The 17,207-nt window shown below is 64.5% G+C and carries 11 protein-coding genes; 7 read left to right on the forward strand and 4 right to left on the reverse strand.

Annotated features, from left to right (window positions below):
• Positions 1 to 35: 35 nt before the first annotated feature.
• Entirely contained in the window at positions 36 to 1,382 is a 1,347-nt protein-coding gene (locus C7G41_RS04285) for an MFS transporter (RefSeq protein WP_106941363.1), read from the reverse strand.
• A gap of 145 nt (positions 1,383 to 1,527) precedes the next feature.
• Here C7G41_RS04285 and C7G41_RS04290 point away from each other — a divergent pair, with 145 nt between their 5' ends.
• The 4 genes from C7G41_RS04290 to C7G41_RS04305 all read left to right on the forward strand — a co-directional run bounded on the left by C7G41_RS04290 (position 1,528) and on the right by C7G41_RS04305 (position 6,194).
• On the forward strand, positions 1,528 to 2,181 hold the full coding sequence (locus C7G41_RS04290) for an ABC transporter ATP-binding protein (RefSeq protein ID WP_106941364.1): 654 nt from the start codon (positions 1,528 to 1,530) through the stop codon (positions 2,179 to 2,181).
• Positions 2,178 to 4,640, forward strand: coding sequence for an FtsX-like permease family protein (locus tag C7G41_RS04295; protein ID WP_106941365.1), 2,463 nt, complete (start codon positions 2,178 to 2,180; stop codon positions 4,638 to 4,640). The genes C7G41_RS04290 and C7G41_RS04295 overlap by 4 nt, the downstream gene beginning before the upstream one ends.
• Entirely contained in the window at positions 4,630 to 5,712 is a 1,083-nt protein-coding gene (locus C7G41_RS04300; protein ID WP_106941366.1) for a lipocalin-like domain-containing protein, read from the forward strand. The genes C7G41_RS04295 and C7G41_RS04300 overlap by 11 nt, the downstream gene beginning before the upstream one ends.
• 95 nt (positions 5,713 to 5,807) lie before the next feature.
• A complete protein-coding gene (locus C7G41_RS04305) occupies positions 5,808 to 6,194 on the forward strand; it encodes an MAPEG family protein (protein ID WP_106941367.1) in 387 nt (128 codons plus the stop codon).
• 176 nt (positions 6,195 to 6,370) lie between these two features.
• Here the strand turns inward: C7G41_RS04305 and C7G41_RS04310 are convergent, their stop codons facing one another.
• From C7G41_RS04310 to C7G41_RS04320, 3 genes are all read right to left on the reverse strand, one after another.
• Positions 6,371 to 7,564, reverse strand: a complete 1,194-nt coding sequence (locus C7G41_RS04310; RefSeq protein WP_106941368.1) for an ABC transporter substrate-binding protein — start codon at positions 7,562 to 7,564, stop codon at positions 6,371 to 6,373.
• 281 nt (positions 7,565 to 7,845) lie between these two features.
• Positions 7,846 to 11,010 carry an efflux RND transporter permease subunit gene (locus tag C7G41_RS04315; protein ID WP_106941369.1) on the reverse strand — a complete coding sequence of 1,055 codons (3,165 nt, stop codon included), beginning with the start codon at positions 11,008 to 11,010 and terminating at the stop codon, positions 7,846 to 7,848.
• Positions 11,007 to 12,224: an efflux RND transporter periplasmic adaptor subunit gene (locus C7G41_RS04320; RefSeq protein ID WP_199198126.1), complete on the reverse strand. Its 1,218-nt coding sequence runs from the start codon at positions 12,222 to 12,224 to the stop codon at positions 11,007 to 11,009. The genes C7G41_RS04315 and C7G41_RS04320 overlap by 4 nt, the downstream gene beginning before the upstream one ends.
• 242 nt (positions 12,225 to 12,466) lie before the next feature.
• Between C7G41_RS04320 and C7G41_RS04325 the strand changes: the two genes are divergently transcribed.
• From C7G41_RS04325 to C7G41_RS04340, 3 genes are all read left to right on the forward strand, one after another.
• Positions 12,467 to 13,621, forward strand: a complete 1,155-nt coding sequence (locus tag C7G41_RS04325) for an iron-containing alcohol dehydrogenase (RefSeq protein ID WP_106941371.1) — start codon at positions 12,467 to 12,469, stop codon at positions 13,619 to 13,621.
• Positions 13,622 to 13,639: 18 nt separating this feature from the next.
• Positions 13,640 to 15,190: an AMP-binding protein gene (locus tag C7G41_RS04330; RefSeq protein ID WP_106941372.1), complete on the forward strand. Its 1,551-nt coding sequence runs from the start codon at positions 13,640 to 13,642 to the stop codon at positions 15,188 to 15,190.
• 384 nt (positions 15,191 to 15,574) lie between these two features.
• Complete coding sequence (locus C7G41_RS04340) at positions 15,575 to 17,173, forward strand: ABC transporter substrate-binding protein (protein WP_106941373.1); 1,599 nt, start codon at positions 15,575 to 15,577, stop codon at positions 17,171 to 17,173.
• The last annotated feature ends 34 nt before the right edge of the window (positions 17,174 to 17,207 follow it).

Below are 17,207 nucleotides of genomic sequence, written 5' to 3' on the forward strand. Positions count from 1 at the left end.
GCCGGGACGACAGTTGTGGGTACGCGGAAGCGCCTTTACGTCGGCGACACCGCGCTCTTCAGCGGCGCTGCCTGCGGCGTAGCTCCACCGGTCAGCCTAGCCTTTTCCGTGTTCGGCCAGAGCAGGAGCAGCCCGAGCAGGCCGGAGCCGACCATGATCGCGGCGTTGATGGTGAAGCCGGTCATGTAGCCGTCGAGCATGCTGCCGGCGCGCTGGATCACGCTGCCCATCACCAGCGGCGCGATGATGCCCGAAAGCGTATAGAGCGCACCGTAGATCGCGAGAACCGCGCCGCGCTGCGACGTCGGCGTGAACTCGCCGAGCATGGGCGGGCAGACGACGTAGATCGCGCCGCACAGGCCGGAGCCGACCACGAGCAGGGCGATCTGGAGGCCCGCGCCCTGGACGTGCGGCATCATCGCGAGGATCAGGCCGCCGACGATCAGCGGCACCGAGCCGAGCACGCCGCGGGAGATCCGCGACGTGTAGCCGCGCGCCAGCATCACCTGCGAGATCCAACCCGTGAGAATGACGATGGTAGCTCCGAACACCCAGGGCAGGATCGAGACGAAGCCCGCCTGAGACTGCGAGAAGCCGAGGCCCTTGACGATGAAGGGCGTGAACCAGGTGAGCCCGAGCGACAGCGCCCAATAGGCGCCGAAGGTCGCGGTGACACAGCCGATGAAGGTGCGCGATGTCAGGAGCTGGAGATAGGGTATTTTAGGTTCGATCACGGCCGATGCGTGGGTGTCCAGCGGGCCTTCCTTGCCGAGTGCGAGCCAGGCCGCGACCCAGATGAGGCCGACGATTCCGAGGGCGCCGAACGCATAGTGCCAGGAATGGTTGACGATGATCCAGTTCAACGCCGGCACCGCCAGGATCACGCCAAAGGCCGACCCCTGCGACAGGATCGCGGTCGGCATCGTGCGCTTCTCGTCGGGGAACCATTTGTAGACCGCGTGCATCGCCACCGAGGCCGCCGGGCCTTCGCCGGCGCCGAGCACGATGCGGCAGATCAGGAGTGTGGTGAAAGAGACGGTGCCCACCATCGGAAACTGCGTCAGGGCCCAGATCACCGCGAGCGTCAACAGCACCCAGCGGGTCGGTACCTTGTTGACGATGAAGCCGACCACGATCGCCGAGATCGAGAACAGGAAGAAGAACGAGGAGCCGAGCAGACCGAACTGCTCGGGCTCGAGCTTCAGCTCGGTCATGATCGGAACGCCCGCGAGGCCGACGACGATCTTGTCGGCGAAGTTCACCAGCATGAAAAGAAACAGCAGAAATGTAACGGTCCAGGCACCCTTTGGCGTTTCCTTGGACGTTTCCTTGGACGTCCCCGTCATCTTGCCCGCCGCGGGCTGCGTTCCCTGAGCGCTCATACTTCTCCCCGTCGTCCCTATTTGGCACTTTTTTGAATTGATCCTCTTAGGAGCTAACAACGGCTTCAATACCAACGCAACCCGGCATTTCCGCAGCAAGTGTGCTACGCAGCAATTCCGCTAATTCCGTCCGGCGCCATTCATCGTGCTGAGCATTCGAAACCTCTCCAAGACGTTCTCTTCGGCCGGTGAGCCGGTCCATGTCCTGCGCGGCGTCGATCTCGACCTCAAGGCCGGCGAACGCGTCGCGCTGACCGGCGAGTCCGGCAGCGGTAAGAGCACGCTGTTGCACCTGATCGCAGGGCTCGATGCCGCCGATGGCGGCACGATCCGCCTGGAAGACACCGAGGTCACCAAATTGTCCGATGCGGGACGCGCGGGCCTTCGCCGCGACCGGATCGGCCTGGTGTTTCAACAGTACAATTTGATCCCGAGTCTGTCGGTCGGGGATAATCTGGTGTTTCAGGCACGGATCGCCGGCCGGTACGACGCAGCCTGGTACAAAGAGCTGATCGAGCGTCTTGGGCTTGGCGGCCTGCTCAAGCGTTATCCAGAACAATTATCGGGCGGACAGCAGCAACGGGTCGCGATCGGCCGGGCCCTGGCAACAAAGCCGTCGTTGCTGCTGGCGGACGAGCCGACCGGCAATCTCGACGAGGCCACCGCCGAGGACGTGCTGGCCCTGACGCGCGACCTCGTCACGCGCACCGGCTGCGGCTTTCTGATGGTGACGCACAGCCTGCATCTGGCCGCGGCACTCGATCGCCACGTCAATCTGCATGCCGGGCGGATCGCATGAGGCGCGCGCTGTGGGTCCTCGCCGTGCTGCTCAGCCATTGGCGGCGCCACAAGATGCAATTCGCGACGCTCCTGATCGGGCTGATTGCGGCGACCGCGCTGTGGAGCGGCGTGCAGGCGATCAACCAGCAGGCCCGCAACGCCTATGACCGCGCCGCGGCAACCTTCGGCGGCGCGCGCACGCCGATGCTGGTCGCGCCCGATGCCGCGACCTTTCCGCAGGAATTGTTCGTCAAGCTCCGCCGTGCCGGCTGGCCGGTCTCGCCGATGCTGGAGGGACGGGTCCAGGTCAACGGGCGCTCGGTTCGGCTGCTCGGCATCGAGCCCGTGACGCTGCCGATCGATGTCGGCAATGCACCGCGCCTCGGCGCCGCCGATTTGAGCCACTTCGTCGCGCCGCCGGGCCAGACGCTGGTGGCGAAGGAAACACTGACCGATTTGCAGGAACAGGAGGGCGCGGCACCCGCGATCAGCAGCGGGGCAAAACTGCCACCGCTACGCGTGCAGCCGCAGCTGGTGCCTGACGTGCTCGTCGTCGACATCGGCGTGGCGCAGCGGCTCCTCAACAAGCCGGACCAGATCTCGCGGCTTCTGATCGGCAAACCGAAGGGCAAGCCTGCGTCATTGGCGAGCGTCGTCGGCGACCGCTTGCAGCGGGTCGAGCCGAATGCGGAGACCGAGCTGGAGCGCCTCACCGACAGCTTCCATCTCAACCTCACCGCGTTCGGCCTGCTGTCGTTCTTCGTCGGTCTTTTCATCGTCAATTCAGCGGTCGGCCTCGCCTTCGAGCAGCGGCTGCCGATGCTGCGCACGCTGCGGGCCTGCGGTGCCTCGGCGCGACTGGTCAACACCGTGCTGGTGGTCGAGCTCGTGGCGTTGTCGCTGGTCGCAGGCCTGATCGGGCTAGCCTGCGGCTATTTCATTGCGGCCGCGCTGTTGCCCGACGTCGCGGCGTCCCTGCGTGGACTCTATGGCGCGCAGATCCCGGGGCAGCTCAGCTTGCGACCTGAATGGTGGCTCGCCGGAATCGGCATCAGCATTGCCGGCGCGCTGGTGGCGGCGGCGACCAGCCTGATCAAGGCTGTCAGGATGCCGGTGCTGGCGACCGCGCAGCCGCGCGCCTGGCAACAGAGGCAGCGCCGTTGGCTGATCCTGCAGAGCGGGGCTGCCTGCGCCGTGTTCGCGGTCGCGCTGTTGCTGCTCCAGTATGGGCAATCGCTGATCGCGGGCTTTGGCGTGCTGGCAGCGCTGATGTTTGGCGCCGCGTTGATCCTGCCGGCCTTCCTCGACATCATCCTGCGGACAGGGCAGCGTTTCGCGCGGAGGCCGCTCGCCCTGTGGTTCTGGGCAGACAGTCGGCAGCAGCTCTCGGGTTTGTCGCTGGCGCTGATGGCGCTGCTGCTCGCGCTCGCCGTCAATGTCGGCGTCTCAACCATGGTGGAAACGTTCAGCCGCACCTTCATCGGCTGGCTCGACGGGCGGCTCGCAGCCGACGTCTACATCAGCGCCTCCGATAATGCGAAAGGCGTCGCGATCCGCAACTGGCTGAAGGAGCGCAGTGATGTCCAGGCGATCCTGTCGGGCGGGCGCGCGGAGGCACAGGTGCGGGGCCAGCCGGTGGAGCTGCTCGGCCTGCCCGATCACGCGCTCTATCGCGAGCGCTGGCCGTTGCTCGAAACCGCGCCCCGTGCCTGGACCCGTCTCATACCAGGCAATGCCGCGTTCATCAGTGAGCAGCTGAGCCGCCGCCTCAACATCCGCGTCGGCGACGTCGTCGACGTCCCGGCGCCGGGCGGGACCTGGGAGCTCGAGATCGTCGGCATCTATGCCGACTACGGCAACCCCAAGGGCCAGCTCGCCGTGAACGTCGCGGCGCTGATCCGGCAATTTCCGCAGACGCCGCAGACACGCATCGGCCTGATCGTCGCGAAGGAGAATATCCCCGGCCTGATCGCGGCGCTGCAGAGGCAGTTTGCGCTCGACGACCGCAGCGTCGCCGACCAGGCGAGGGTGAAGGCGGAGTCGATCCGGATATTCAATCGCACCTTTGCGGTGACGTCGGCGCTGAACGCGTTTACGCTCGGCGTCGCCGGGATCGCGCTTCTGACCAGCCTTCTCACGCTGGCGAACTCGCGACTGCCGCAGCTTGCGCCGCTCTGGGCGATCGGCATCACGCGGCCGCGTCTTGCTGCGATCGAATTGACCAAGACGCTGTCGGTCGCGCTGTTCACGTCGCTTCTGGCCGTGCCGCTCGGACTGTTGGTGGCGTGGTGCCTGATCGCGATCGTCAACGTGAAGGCGTTCGGCTGGCGGCTGCCGTTCCATGTGTTTCCGCTGCAACTGGTCGAGCTGGTCGCGGTCGCGCTGCTCGCCGCGTTTCTCGCCGCCCTGCTGCCGATGATACGACTGGCGCGGATGCAGCCCGCGAACCTCGTCAAGGTGTTTGCCAATGAGCGCTGACAGGATCTCACGGCGCGCTCTGTTTGGCGGTATCGCTGCGCTCGCGCTTGCACGCCGTGCGGGCGCGCAAGGCTATGCCGGGCTCGGCGAGACGGCCGATGGCTTTGCGAAGGTCACGCCGGGAAAGATGTTCGCCTTTCCGGCCGATCACGGGCCGCATCCGGAGTTTCGCATCGAGTGGTGGTATCTCACGGCGAATCTCATCGATGCCAGCGGCGCGGCGTGCGGTCTGCAATGGACGCTGTTCCGCCAGGCGACCCAGCCGGGGCCGCAAGGCGACGGCTGGGCCGATCAGCAGGTGTGGATGGCCCACGCCGCGGTGACGCGCGCCGACACCCACCGCTTCAACGAGCTGTTTTCCCGCGGCGGTGTGGGACAGGCCGGCGTCACGACAAAACCGTTTACGGCCTGGATCGACGATTGGGAGATGACGGGGGCCGAGCGCACCGAAGATCGCACTTTGGCGCCGCTGGCGCTGAAGGCCTCGGGTGCCGACTTCAGTTACACGCTAACGTTGGAGGCGGATCGCCCCGTGGTGCTGCAAGGCGATGGCGGCTACAGTCGCAAGTCGGAGCGCGGACAGGCCTCCTACTATTACAGCCAGCCGTTCTATCGCGCCCGCGGCACGCTCACTATCGACGACAGACCAGTCGATGTTTCCGGCCAGGCCTGGATGGATCGCGAATGGAGCAGCCAGCCGCTCGACACCGACCAGACCGGATGGGACTGGCTCTCGCTGCATCTCGCGTCCGGCGACAAGCTGATGCTGTACCGGCTGCGGCAGAAGGACGGCAAGGATTATCCGTTCGGCAACTGGATCTCCGCCGCCGGCGACACGCAGATGATTGCGGGCGACGACATCCAGATGAGTCCAAAGGCGACCGCCGAGGTCGCCGGGCGCAGGCTGCCGGTGGAATGGCAGATCGCGATTCCCTCGCGGTCGTTCTCGATCCAGTGCAAGCCGCTCAATCCAAAGGCGTGGATGGGGACCGGTTTCTCATATTGGGAAGGTCCGATCAGCTTTGCCGGCACGCATGACGGCGTTGGCTATCTCGAGCTGACCGGGTATTGAAGAAGCGCGACCTGTCTAGATCCTCGTTTTGACGCGTTTTTCTCGACGCGAGCCGGGTGTCGACTTCGCTCGAAAACGCCTTGGGGAAACCAACGATGTATCGTCTCACCGCCCTCGTCACGCTGCTGGCGATCGCATTTTATTTCTTCACCTGCATCAATGTCTCGCGGGCGCGGACCAAGACCGGTGTCAAGGTGCCGGCCACGTCAGGCCATCCGGATTTCGAGCGCGCGTTTCGCATTCAGATGAACACGCTGGAATGGATGCCGATCGTCCTGCCGGCGCTGTGGCTGTTCGCGATCTATATCGGCGACGCCATCGCGGCCGGCATCGGCGCGGTGTGGATCATCGGCCGCATTGTCTATTTCATCGGCTATTCGAAGGCCGCGGCAAAGCGCGGCCCGGGCTTCATGATCCAGGGCGTCGCGGCGATTGCGCTGTGGGCGGGTGCGCTGGGCGCGGTGGTGCTGCGGCTGGTGTGAGGGGTAGGCAACCGCCACACACTCAGTGTCGTCCCGGCGAAGGCCGGGACCCATAACCACGGGATGTGGTTTAACGAAGACTCGGAGCTACCAGTTCGCGCCCACAACTTCTCCCTGGGGTTATGGGTCCCGGCTTTCGCCGGGACGACATGGGAGTTATTGGCGCGGTCCTGACCCTACTTCGTCAGCGGACAGCCGCTCTCCTTGGCGGTGAAGAACGCCTTCTCGCCGGGAACGACCGCGAGCTGCTTGTAATAGTCCCAGGGCTTCTTCGATTCCGAGGGCTTCTTGACTTCGAACAGATACATGTCGTGGACCATGCGGCCGTTCTCGAGCACCTTGCCGCCTTGCGCGAAGTCGTCGTCGACCGGCAGCTCCTTCAGCTTCTTGGCGACCGCATCCGGATCCTTGGTGCCGGCGGCTTTGACCGCCTTGAGATAGCTCAGCGTCGCCGAATAGGTGCCGGCCTGGATCATGTTCGGCATCCGGCCGGTGCGCTTGAGAAAGCGTTCGCCGAGATTGCGCGTGCGGTCGTTGATATCCCAGTAATAGCCCTCGGTCAGCACCAGGCCTTGCGCGGCCTGCAAGCCGAGGCCGTTCACTTCGGCGAGCGTCATCAAGAGGCCCGCGAGCTTCTGGCCACCGGAGACGATGCCGAATTCGGACGCCTGCTTGATCGAGTTGGTGGTGTCGAGGCCGGCATTGGCAAGGCCGACGATCTTCGCCTTCGAGCTCTGCGCCTGGAGCAGGAAGGAGGAGAAGTCCGAGGAGTTGAGCGGCACACGCACCGAACCAAGCACCTTGCCGCCATTGGCGGTGACGATCTCGCTGGTGTCCTTTTCCAGCGCATAGCCGAAGGCGTAGTCCGCGGTGAGGAAGAACCAGCTGTCGCCGCCGGCCTTGGTCAGCGAGCCGCCGGTGCCGACACCGAGCGCGCGGGTGTCATAGGCCCAGTGAAAACCATAGGGCTGGCAGGCATCGCCGGTGAGGCGCGAGGTCGCAGCGCCGACGACGATATCGATCTTCTTCTTTTCCTTCGAGAGCTCGTGGATCGCGAGCGCGACCGATGAGGTCGTCAGCTCCGTGATCATGTCAACGTTCTCGACGTCGTACCAGCGCCGCGCGATCGACGTCGCGAGATCCGGCTTGTTCTGATGGTCGGCGGTGACGAGCTCGATCTTCTGGCCGAGCGCCTCGCCGCCGAAATCCTCGATCGCCATCCTGGCGGCCTCGACCGACCATTTGCCGCCGTAATCGGCGTAGACGCCGGACTGGTCGTTGAGGATGCCGATCTTGACGCCTTGCGCAGAGGCCGGCGCGGCCAGCAGCAAAGCCGACGTTGCGACAGCGGCCAAAAGTGCTGATTTCATAGGTTAGCTCCCAGCAGTTTTCTGTTTTGAAATCGCGCGGATACTAGTGAAGAACCCCGCGCCTGCCCATCCATTTCGGCCTAGGCCGTTAGTATGGAGGTGTGTGCCAAAGAAGCGTTGTCGTCCCGGCGAAGGCCGGGACCCATACTCCCAAAAAATGCTTGCGACGCGAAGCTGGTAACCACGAGTCTTCGCAAAACTCCGCCCTGTGGCTATGGGTCCCGGCCTTCGCCGGGACGACACTGTGGGTGTTGATGCCCTCGCGGCTGCACTGACTACGATCAACCCACCGCCTTCGGCTTCCCCTCGTTCTTCCCCTCGGCCAGATTCCGCACCACCACGTAGAAGATCGGCGTGAACAACAGCCCGAACAACGTGACGCCGATCATGCCGAAGAACACGGCGACGCCGACGGCTTGCCGCATCTCCGAGCCCGAGCCGGACGATATCACCAGCGGCAGCACGCCGAGGATGAAGGCGAAGGATGTCATCAGGATCGGCCGCAGGCGCAGGCGGCAGGCGTCGATCACGGCCTCCAGCCGCGGCTTGCCTTCCTTCTCGATGTCGCGGGCGAACTCGACGATCAGGATCGCGTTCTTCGCCGCCAATCCCACTAGCACGACAAAGCCGATCTGGGTGAGGATGTTGACGTCCTGCCCCATGATGCGCACGCCGATCGTGGCGGCCAGCAGGCACATCGGCACGATCAGGATCACCGCGAACGGCAAGGTCCAGCTGCCATATTGCGCGGCGAGCACGAGATAGACGAACAGCACGCAGATCGGGAACACGTAGAGACCCGCATTGCCGCCCGTGATCTGCTGGTACGACAGATCCGTCCATTCGAAGGTGAAGCCGCTCGGCAGGGTGTCGTCCGCGAGCTTCTTGATGGCGTTGAGCGCGGTGGTCGAGCTGGTGCCCGGCGCCGGCTCGCCCTGCAGTTCGGATGCCGCGTAGAGATTGTAGCGCGCGACGCGGTCGGGGCCGGAGACGTCCTTGAACTCGACCACGCTGCCGAGCATCACCATGTCGCCGGAGGCGTTGCGCGTGCGCAGACGCGAGAGATCGCTGGGCTCTTTGCGGAACGGGAAATCCGCCTGCGCGGTGACGTGGTAGGTGCGGCCGAACAGGTTGAAGTCGTTGACATAGGTCGATCCGAAATAGGTCTGGATCGTGTCGTTGATGCCGGCGATGGGAACCCCGAGCTTCTGCGCCTTGGTGCGGTCGATGTCGACGAAGAGCTGCGGCGTGTTGGCCGAGAACGGCGAGAACACCGTGGGAGCGAGCAGCGAGGGCGATTTGCGCGCCGCGGTGACAAGCTCGTCGGTGGCCGCGGCGAGCAGCTCAGGCCCGCGACCCTGGCGGTCCTGGATGCGGATGGTGAAGCCGCCGCCGGTGCCGATGCCGGGCACGGCCGGCGGCGGAATCACGATGATGAAGGCACCCTGAAGCGCGGCCAGGCGCTTGCGCAGCTCGGCGGTGATGGCGTTCGCAGACAATCCCTTCTTGATCCGCGCCTCGGGTTCGTCGAACACCGGGAAAAGCGCCGCCGCGTTGCCGGCCTGCGTGCGCGTCGCGCCGGAGAAGCCCGCGAAAGCGGCGACGCGGATGATACCCGGCGTATCCAGCGCGATCCGCTCGATCTCGCGCACGACCTCGGTGGTGCGCGCCAGCGACGCCGCGCCCGGCAATTGCACGGAGATGATGACGTAGCCGCGGTCCTGCGCCGGAATGAAGCCTTGCGACGTGGTCCCGATCAGCCAGCCGGCACTGCCGATCAGCACGACGTAGATCAGGATCATCACCGCCGAATGCCGGATCACGAAATTGGCGAGGCCGGCATAGCCATGCGCGAGACGGTCGAACACGCGGTTGAAGACACCGGTGAAAGCGTTCCAGCCGCGGGCGAGGATATTCCAGCGCGCCGGCGGCCGTTTCTCCTCGTGCGGAACGAGGAGAAGCGAGGCCAGCGCCGGCGATAACGTCAACGAGCAGAAGCAGGAGATCGCGGTCGCAACCGCAATCGTGACGGCGAATTGCTGGAAGAACTGACCGGAAATGCCGCCCAGAAACGCAGTCGGGACGAACACCGCGCACAGCACCAGCGCGATCGACACCAGTGCGCCGCCGACCTCCTCCATGGTCTTCAGCGCGGCGTCGCGCCGGCTCATGCCGTGCTCGAGATGCCGCTCGACATTCTCGACCACGACGATGGCGTCGTCGACCACGATGCCGACGGCGAGAACGAGACCGAACAGCGTGAGATTGTTGATGGAGAAGCCGAGCGCCGCCATCACCGCGAAGGTGCCAACCAGCGAAACAGGAATCGCGATGATCGGAATGATCGCGGGTCGCCATCCTTGCAGGAACACCAGCACCACGATGACCACGAGCAGCATCGCCTCGTAGATCGTCTTGATCAGCTCGTGGACCGACTGCGCGATGAACTCGGTCGGGTTGTAGCCGATATTGAAATCGAGGCCTTTCGGAAAGCTCTCCTTCAGCTTCGTCATCGTGTCGGAGATGTTCTTCGCGGTCGCGAGCGCGTTCGATCCCGGCCGCTGCGTCACCAGCATCGCGACCGCCGATTTTCGCAGCAGGAAGCTGTTGGTGGAGTAGGCCAGCGCACCGAGCTCGATGCGGGCGACGTCGCGCAGGCGCACCGTGCGGCCGTCGGAGCCGGCCTTGATCAGGATGTCCTCGAACTGCTTCTGGTCCTTCAATCGCCCGGTGAAGGTGAGGTTCGGCTGGAACGCGCGGTCGGCGATCGGCGGCTCGGCGATCTGGCCGCCCGCGATCTGCACGTTCTGCGCCCGGATCGCGGCGAGCACTTCGGCCGACGTCAGGCCGAGATTGGCGATTCTATCCGGATCGAGCCACAGCCGCATCGAATAGTCGCGCGCGCCAAAGATCTGGATGTCGCCGACGCCGTCGATCCGCAGCAGCTGGTCGCGGACCTGGAGCAGCGCGTAGTTGGAAATGTACAGCTGGTCGAAGGTGTCGTCGGGCGACAGCATGAACACGACCATCAGGATGTCGGGCGAGTTCTTGCGGGTGACGACGCCGTTGCGCTGCACTTCGTCCGGCAGTTGCGGCTGCGCAATCGCGACGCGGTTCTGGACCAGCACCTGGGCCTTGTCGAGGTCGGTGCCGAGCTTAAAGGTGACGGTGATGGTGAGCTGGCCGTTCGAGGTCGCCTGGCTGTAGAGATACAGCATGTCCTCGACGCCGTTGATCTGTTGCTCGATCGGAGCGGCGACGGTGTCGGACACGGTCTGCGCGGAGGCGCCGGGATATTGCGTGGTGACGACGACGGTCGGCGGCACCACTTGCGGATATTCGGAGACCGGCAGCGTGGTGTAGGCCAGTGCGCCGACGATCAGCAGCACGATCGACAGCACCATCGCGAGGATGGGCTGGTTGATGGAGAGGCGGCCGAGATTCATGACTTGTCACCGGGCTTGCCACCGGCCGGCGTTGGCGCAGTCTGCGGGGCAACCTTGGCACCAACGCGGGCGCGCTGGATGCCGTTGACGATGACGCGGTCCTCCGCCTTCAGCCCCTCGCGGATCACACGCAGGCCCTCATCGAGCGGCCCCAGCGTCACCGGACGCGCCTCGACAGTGTCGTCCGGCTTCACCACGAACACGATCTTGCGCGACTGGTCGGTCGCGACCGCAACGTCCGGAATCAGCAGCGCCTCATAGGGCGCGCTGCCGATCAGCCGGACGCGCCCGAACTGGCCCGGCAGGATCGACAGATCGGTATTCTTGATCACGGCGCGGCTGCGCAGCGTGCCGGTGGAGACATCGAGGCGGTTGTCGAGGAAGTTGATGGTGCCCTCATGCGACGCCTTCGTCTCACCCGCCAGCGTGACCTGTACCGGGTTCGCGGTATCGCGCGAACTCGGGCGGCGGCCTTCGAACCACAGCTTGCTGTATTTGATGAAGGTCGTCTCATCCATGTCGAAATAGACGTAGATCGGGTCGAGCGTCACAATCGAGGTCAGCAGCGTCGACGCGCCATTGTCGCTGCCCTGCACGAGATTGCCGGGGCTGACGAGATGACGGCTGACCCGGCCGGTGATCGGCGCGGTCACATGCGTGAACTCGATGTTGAGCCGGGCGGCCTTCAGCGCACCTGCGGCCTGCGTCTCCGCGGCGTGCGCGGCCTGCAAGGCCTGGCGGCGCTGGTCGACGGCCTGCTCGGAAACCGCGCTGGTCTGGACCAGGCTCAGGCCACGGTCGAGCTCGCGCTTGGCTAGCTCCACCTTGGCGCGCGCATCGGACAATTGGCCGTCCGCCTGCTCGGCCACCGCCTCGAACGGACGCGGGTCGATGACGTAGAGCAGATCGCCCTGATGCACGATCGCACCGTCCTGGAACTCGACGGAGTTGACGAAGCCGCCGACGCGGGGGCGCACCTGCACCTCCTCCGTCGCCTCGAAGCGGCCGGTGAACTCGTCCCAATCGGTGACGGTGCGCTTGACCGGCTGGGCGACGGTGACCGGTGCGGGCGGCGGAGCGCTCGCTTGCGAGGTCGGCTGGCCGCAGCCCGCGAGACCAACTGCCGCGGCGAGAAGCCCGGCGATCACGCGAGGTCGAGGCGAAACGAAATCGTGCCTTTTGACAAACTGCTCGCTTCCGTCCGGTCCAGTCATCCCAGGTCCTCGCATAAAAACCGCGGAAATAGCAGGGTACGCCTGTACCCGCGGGCGCCACAAGATGGGTCGAGATGATGAACTCTTCAAGACCACCGCGCGCGCAATGCTCGGAAGAATGCCCTGGCCGGATGACGGGTTGACAAGCTTCGTTCGCTCAGCGTCTTCGCACATGACGGGCGGAGCCGGCTCGGCTAGATTACCCCTCATAAAACAAGACGAATTGTCCGGGGAGGACAGGCGTGCACCAGGGACGTGTCGTTTACGGCGCGATCGAGGAGGTCGTGTTCGGTCACCCCGCGGCCGAGGCCGTGGTCGCGCAGATGGACCGGCTGGGGACGCGCCGCGCCTTCCTGATGGTCTCGGGCACGCTCAACCGGCAGACCGACGAAATCGCGAAGATCAAACAGGCACTGGCCACGCGTTGTGCGGGCGTGTTCGATGCCATGCCGGCCCACACACCGCGCGAGGCGGTGATCGCCGCCACCAATGCGGCGCGTGAAGCGGGCGCCGACCTGATCGTCACCGTGGGCGGCGGCTCGATCACCGACGGCGCCAAGGCGGTACAGCTCTGCCTCGCCAACGGCATCGACGATGTCGACGGCATCGAGCGCATCCGCGTGCACAAGGGCGTCGCGCCCGAGATGAATGCGCCGACCGTGCGTCAGATAAGCGTCCCGACCACGATCGCCGGCGGCGAGTTCAGCTCGGTCGCTGGTGTCACCGACCGCACCGCCCATGTGAAACAGATGTTGCGGCATCCGCTCAGCGTTCCGCGCGCGACCATTCTCGATCCCGCCATCACCGTGCACACGCCGGAATGGCTGTTCCACTCGACCGGTATCCGCGCCATCGATCATTGCGTCGAGGCGATCTGCTCGCGTGAGACGCACCCCTATGCCGACGCGCAGTCGGTGAAGGGCCTCGCGATGCTCGCCGACGCGCTGCCGCGGGTGAAGGCAGACCCATCCGATCTCGATGCGCGAATGGATGCGCAGATCGGCACCTGGCTGTCGATGGGCGCGCTTGCCGCCGGCGTGCCGATGGGGGCAAGCCACGGAATCGGTTATGTGCTGGGCGCAGCCTTCGACGTGCCGCATGGGTACACCTCCTGCATCATGCTGCCGGCCGTGATGCGCTGGAATGCGCGCGACAATGCCGAGCGCCAGATGATCGTCGCGGCCGCGATGGGCTTTCCCGGCCACAAGGCGGCCGATGTGCTGGATGCCTTCATCCGCTCGCTCGGCATGCCGCGCAGCCTCGCCGATGTGCGCGTCTCGCCGGAGCATTTCGACGCCATCGCGGAGGCCGCGATGCGCACGAACTGGATCCCGCGCAACCCGCGCAAGATCGACGGCCCCGCGCAGGTGCGCGAAATCCTGCTTCTTGCCGCATGATCTAAAGCCGGAGGACTGATGTACCCAGGTCAGCATGCCCGCCTGCGCCCGCTCCAGCCTGCCTTCATCATGGCGGCGACCGGCGAAGCCGTTACCTATCGGGAGCTCGATGCGCGCAGCAATCGCCTTGCGCATCTGTTTCGCAAGCATGGATTGAGGCGGCTCGACCACTATTCGATCTTCATGGAAAACAATTCCCGCTACCTCGAAGCCTGCGGCGCGGGCGAGCGCTCCGGGCTGTACTATACCTGCATCAACTCCTTTCTCACCGCGGGCGAACTCGCCTATCTCCTGACCAACAGCCAGTCGAAGATCCTGATCACGTCCACCGCAAAACTCGATATCGCGCGTGAAGCGATCGGGGCCTGCCCGGACATCAAGCTCTGCATCGTCGCCGACGGCCCCGGCGAGAGCGATCGCATCGTCGGTCTTGCCCAAGCGACCGCCGATCTGCCGAAGACGCCCATCGCGGATGAATGGCTCGGCACTCCCATGTTGTATTCGTCGGGCACGACGGGACGGCCGAAAGGCATTTTGAGGCCGCTGCCGGAGGAGCCGCCGAAGCACAATCTGCCGCTGTTCGATTTCCTGACCAAGCTCTGGCAGTACCGCGAGGGCATGGTCTATCTGTCGCCGGCGCCGCTCTACCACTCCGCGCCGCAAGCGGCCGTCAATCTCACGATCCGCATGGGCGGTACCGTGATCATCATGGAAGCGTTCGATCCCGAGCGCTATCTCCAGCTCGTCGAACAATGGGGCATCACCCACACCCAGCTGGTGCCGACGATGTTCTCGCGGATGCTGAAGCTGCCGGAAGACGCGCGAAAGCGCTACGATTTGTCCTCGCTGGAGATTGCGATCCATGCCGCCGCGCCCTGCCCGGCGCTGGTCAAGGACGACATGATCAAATGGTGGGGGCCGATCATCCACGAATATTACGGCGCGACCGAAGGCCTCGGCTTCACCGCCTGCAACAGCGAGGAATGGCTCGCCCATCGCGGCACCGTCGGCAAGGTGCTGCTCGGCGACCTCCACATTCTCGACGAAGACATGAAGCCATGTCCGACCGGCACGCCGGGACAGGTCTGGTTCAAGACGGCCTCGCCGTTCGAATATTTCAACGATCCGGAGAAGACCAAGGAAGCGCGTTCGGCCGACGGCAGCATGAGCACGGTCGGCGACGTCGGCTATGTCGACGAGGACCGCTTCCTCTATCTAACGGACCGCGCGACCTTCATGATCATCTCCGGCGGCGTGAACATCTATCCGCAGGAGTGCGAGAATCTATTGATCACTCATCCGAAGGTCGCGGACGCCGCGGTGTTCGGCGTGCCCAATCCCGACCTCGGCGAAGAGGTGAAGGCGGTGGTGCAGCCAATGCCCGGCGTCGTGCCGGGCGAGGCGCTCGCCGAAGAGCTGATCGCGTTCTGCGGGGCGTCGCTCTCTCGGCAGAAGGTGCCGCGCTCGGTCGATTTCGAAAAGGAGTTGCCGCGGCTGCCGACGGGAAAGCTGTACAAGCGGCTGCTGCGCGACCGGTATTGGGGGAACAAGGCGTCAAGGATCGTGTGAAGTCGCAGCCTCATTCTCAGGTGTCGTCCCGGCCTAGTGCGCAATGGCGCACGGGGGCCGGGACCCATAACCCCAGGAAGTCGTTTGGCGAAGATTCTTCGTTCGGTACTCCTGCCTACTGCAATCGATAGATCACGCGGTATGGGTCCCGGCCTTCGCCGGGACGACGGTTGAGCTTGTTGAGACAATCCAGCCCAACAGCTGCGCAGGAACCGATCAGCACTCCCCACCCTCACATTGTAAGAGCCCCCCTGCGGACTTCGTCGTCCGAATTGCCGAGAGAGCAGCGGACCTTGCCGGTTGCCTCACCGCGCCCGCGTCGCTATCGTCCCCCCAAACAGGCCGCAAAAGGCCCAAAAGACGAGATGTCCAGGGAGGACGAGGATGCGGAGCGTACGGGCGCTCGCCGCGACGGCGGCGCTATCTTTGCTTGCGTTTTCGAGCATTGCACTCGCCGCCGAACCCAAGCAGGGCGGCATTTTGCGGATGTATCACCGCGACAGTCCCGGCAATGCCTCGATCCACGAAGGCGCGACCTACTCGCTCAACGTTCCCTTCATGCCTGTGTTCAACAACCTCGTCATCTACAAGCAGGACGTGGCGCAGAACAGCATGGACACGATCGTGCCCGAGCTCGCCGAGAGCTGGGCCTGGGTCAACGACAACAAGACACTGACCTTCAAGCTGCGCCAGGGCGTGAAGTGGCACGACGGCAAGCCGTTCACCTCGGCGGATGTCAAATGCACCTTCGACATGCTGATGGGCAAGTCGCAGCAGAAGTTCCGGCAGAACCCGCGCAAGAGCTGGTACGAACAGGTCAACGACATCTCCACCAACGGCGATCTCGAAGTCTCCTTCAACCTGAAGCGGCCGCAGCCTTCGCTGCTGGCGTTGCTCGCCTCGGGCTACACGCCGGTGTATCCCTGCCACGTCTCACCCGGCGACATGCGCACGCACCCGGTCGGCACCGGGCCGTTCAAGTTCGTCGAGTTCAAGGCCAATGAATCGATCAAGCTGACCCGCAATCCCGACTATTGGCGCAAGGGCCGCCCCTATCTCGACGGCATCGAATTCACCATCATCCCGAACCGCTCGACCGCCATCCTCGCCTTCGTCGCCGGCAAGTTCGACATGGCCTTCCCGACCGAGGTGAGCATCCCGCTCCTGAAGGACGTCAAATCGCAGGCGCCGAACGCGGTATGCGTGGTCGAGCCCAACAATGTCGCCACCAACATCATCGTCAATTCGTCCGCGCCGCCGTTCGACAATATCGACATCCGCCGCGCCATGGCGCTGTCGCTGGACCGCAAGGCGTTCATCTCGATCATGTTCGAAGGCCAGGGCGACGTCGGCGGAACCATGCTGCCGCCACCGAACGGGCTGTGGGGCATGCCGAAGGAGATGCTCGAGAGCATTCCGGGCTATGGCCCCGACATCAACGCCAACCGCGAGGAAGCAAAAAAGCTGATGCAGAAGGCCGGCTACGGCCCGGACAAGCATCTCGCCGTCAAGGTCTCGACCCGCAACATTCCGGTCTACCGCGATCCTGCTGTGATCCTGATCGATCAGCTCAAGAGCATCTATATCGACGGCGAGCTCGACGTGGTCGAGACCGCAAATTGGTTCCCGAAGATCGCGCGCAAGGATTACATGCTCGGGCTCAATTTGACCGGCAACGCCGTCGACGATCCCGACCAGTCCTTCTACGAGAACTATTCTTGCGGCTCCGAGCGCAACTACACCAATTACTGCAACAAGGAGATCGAGAAGCTGTTCGACGTGCAGTCCCAGGAGACCGATGTCGCCAAACGCAAGAAGCTGGTGTGGGACATCGACAAGAAGTTGCAGGAGGACGTGGCACGCCCGATCATCTTCCACGCACGGACCGGTAGCTGCTGGCAACCTTACGTCAAGGGTGTGACTGTCATGTCGAACAGCTCCTACAACGGGTATCGGTACGAGGATGTCTGGATGGACAAGTAGCGCGGGCGGCTGACGGGTTCGACGGGAGGCGATG

Source organism: Bradyrhizobium sp. MOS002, assembly GCF_003020115.1.
Lineage (GTDB): Bacteria > Pseudomonadota > Alphaproteobacteria > Rhizobiales > Xanthobacteraceae > Bradyrhizobium.

Excerpts from the sequence above, each read along its gene's own strand:
- C7G41_RS04285 (WP_106941363.1), bottom strand. The coding sequence starts at position 1,382 with ATGAGCGCTCAGGGAACGCAGCCCGCGGCGGGCAAGATGACGGGGACG.
- C7G41_RS04295 (WP_106941365.1), top strand. The coding sequence starts at position 2,178 with ATGAGGCGCGCGCTGTGGGTCCTCGCCGTGCTGCTCAGCCATTGGCGG.
- C7G41_RS04300 (WP_106941366.1), top strand. The coding sequence starts at position 4,630 with ATGAGCGCTGACAGGATCTCACGGCGCGCTCTGTTTGGCGGTATCGCT.
- C7G41_RS04305 (WP_106941367.1), top strand. The coding sequence starts at position 5,808 with ATGTATCGTCTCACCGCCCTCGTCACGCTGCTGGCGATCGCATTTTAT.
- C7G41_RS04310 (WP_106941368.1), bottom strand. The coding sequence starts at position 7,564 with ATGAAATCAGCACTTTTGGCCGCTGTCGCAACGTCGGCTTTGCTGCTG.
- C7G41_RS04315 (WP_106941369.1), bottom strand. The coding sequence starts at position 11,010 with ATGAATCTCGGCCGCCTCTCCATCAACCAGCCCATCCTCGCGATGGTG.
- C7G41_RS04320 (WP_199198126.1), bottom strand. The coding sequence starts at position 12,224 with ATGACTGGACCGGACGGAAGCGAGCAGTTTGTCAAAAGGCACGATTTC.
- C7G41_RS04330 (WP_106941372.1), top strand. The coding sequence starts at position 13,640 with ATGTACCCAGGTCAGCATGCCCGCCTGCGCCCGCTCCAGCCTGCCTTC.
- C7G41_RS04340 (WP_106941373.1), top strand. The coding sequence starts at position 15,575 with ATGCGGAGCGTACGGGCGCTCGCCGCGACGGCGGCGCTATCTTTGCTT.